Annotated in this window: 2 protein-coding genes; both read right to left on the bottom strand. The window is 63.7% G+C overall.

All coding sequences use genetic code 11. From position 1 onward, the window contains the following. Nucleotides 1–218: 218 nt before the first annotated feature. Nucleotides 219–1,055 carry a flocculation-associated PEP-CTERM protein PepA gene (pepA, locus tag RMO40_RS25445; RefSeq protein ID WP_309726797.1) on the bottom strand — a complete coding sequence of 279 codons (837 nt, stop codon included), beginning with the start codon at nucleotides 1,053–1,055 and terminating at the stop codon, nucleotides 219–221. A gap of 171 nt (nucleotides 1,056–1,226) precedes the next feature. Beyond that, on the bottom strand, nucleotides 1,227–1,539 hold a 313-nt coding region (locus tag RMO40_RS25440), incomplete at its 5' end, for a hypothetical protein (protein ID WP_309726795.1).

The following is a 1,539-nucleotide window of genomic DNA, read 5'->3' as shown; positions in this document are numbered from 1 at the left end:
GAAAGTTCGCCGTGTTGGCAGGGGGCGCCACGACGGGAGGCGTCACGGTCGGGGGCGAATCCCCCCCACCACCTCCGCCGCAGGCAACAGCAGCGTGATGGACAAAGAACCAACCAAGGTGGACGCAAGGCCTCTGAAAGTCATCGGAATCTCCTGTCGCTCAAAAAAAAGCGGCTACGCGCCATCGCGCAGCCGCCTTGGGTCACAGACCGCTGCGCTTAGGCTTGCGGACGGCGACGACGGGCGACGAAGCCTACGGCCGCCAGACCAGCCAGCATCAGAGCATACGTCTCGGGCTCCGGGATCGGGGTCGTGAAGTTGATTGATCCACCGCCCTGCGAGATCGTGAAGCCACCGTCGAACAGTCCAACCTGCGAAGGGCTGTTGGTGAACGAGGCGAACGCCATGCTGTAGAACGGGTTCGGCGCAATGAAGACGCCCTTGCCAGCGTCCGTCAGGTTGAAGGTCAGCAAGGTCGAGGCCGATGGCGAGAACTTCTCACCGGGGCCAGGCGTCGTCGACACTGTGCCGCTCACCAGCGTGCCGGTGGCAAGCAGTGTCTCGCCCGTGACGCCGACGGTGCCCGGGGTTACGTTCGCCAAGTTGCCATTGACCGTGGCGCCAGCGCTGGTGACGCCGAACGTCGCGACCGTGCCGCCGTAGCCGTACAGGTTGTAGGTAAGGGTCTGGAACGAGCCAAACGTCGGCGAGGTGTTCGGGTTGCCAGCGAGGCTGAGCGAACCCGATCCGGCGAACTCCACGTACATGTTGTAAGTGGATCCGACACCGCTGTTGGCGACGGTCACGCCACCCAGCTGCAGGTCCGTGACCGACAGGAAGCCTGATTCGGTGAACGAAGTGCCGCTGGTCATGACCCGAGCAAAGTCGGAGATCAGGATGTTGTCGGCCTGCACAGCGCGCACGGCCGCTGTGGGATCAGCGTCGACGGTGAACAATGGCAACGCCGATGCACTTGCGCCGAAGGCGGCCAGTGCAAGGGCCACGGCGCTGCGCTGAAGGCGCGGCAACGTGGGCTTGAGTGACGAGAAACTCATGATGGACTCCTAGATTCGCCTTAAAGGGCGGGTTGATTCGATCGCTCTTCGCGTCTGCAAACAGCGGGTGCCTCGGTGACGCAAATGCAGGCTAAATGGCCCCCCATCGTGGCTCTGTACGACACCGCACTGACCACCTTTATCAGGGGGTGGTTACGTGGCGCTCCACCCTCAATTCGCATCAAGACGAGGCATAGTCCTACAGGTCGTAACGCTTGGCGCCGACGCCCTGCCCACCCGAAAGAGAATGTAAGGAGCGTCACCCTTCGCTTTCAGCGCGGCGAGGCTGAGAGATTCGCGGATCAGCGCTTGCGTGGCCGGCCGAACCCATCCACCGACGGGCTTCTGCGCCATCAGCACCGTGGCCGCGGCCAGGGGCTGCAGCGCCAGGCCTTCGGCTTGCGCCGCCAACCACACACGTTGCATCGTACGTCCCGCGTTGAACGCCGCGGACGGCATGTCCGCATAGTCCGCCTCCACCGAC

The sequence above is a fragment of the Rhizobacter sp. genome, assembly GCF_031412075.1.
Taxonomy (GTDB): Bacteria; Pseudomonadota; Gammaproteobacteria; order Burkholderiales; family Burkholderiaceae_C; genus Rhizobacter.
The sequence above is the reverse complement of the archived record's forward strand: the minus strand, read 5'-3'. Positions and strand labels throughout refer to the sequence as shown.